At 70.8% G+C, this 240-nt stretch carries 1 protein-coding gene; it reads right to left on the minus strand.

Annotated elements, in window-relative coordinates:
• A partial coding sequence (locus tag QN345_RS20340) for a M20/M25/M40 family metallo-hydrolase (RefSeq protein WP_323509273.1) occupies positions 1–240 on the minus strand: 240 nt, incomplete at both ends.

Raw genomic sequence — 240 nt, forward strand, 5'->3', positions numbered from 1 at the left:
GAGGACGAAGTCGGCGTCGATCAGGTCGAGGCGGTTCTCGGTGAGCCACTCGACGCCCAGGCCGCTGCCGGCCTCCTCGTCGGCGACGGCCGCGAACACGAGGTCGCCCCGGGGTCGGAATGAACCGGTCGCGATGGCACGTGTGACGGCGGCGTAGCTCGCGGTGAGGCAGAGCATGTCGAGAGCGCCTCTGCCCCAGATCTCGCCGTCGACGATCTCCGCCGCGAACGGGTCGCGGCT

This window comes from Cryobacterium sp. 10I1 (assembly GCF_035019805.1).
Taxonomy (GTDB): domain Bacteria; phylum Actinomycetota; class Actinomycetes; order Actinomycetales; family Microbacteriaceae; genus Cryobacterium; species Cryobacterium glucosi.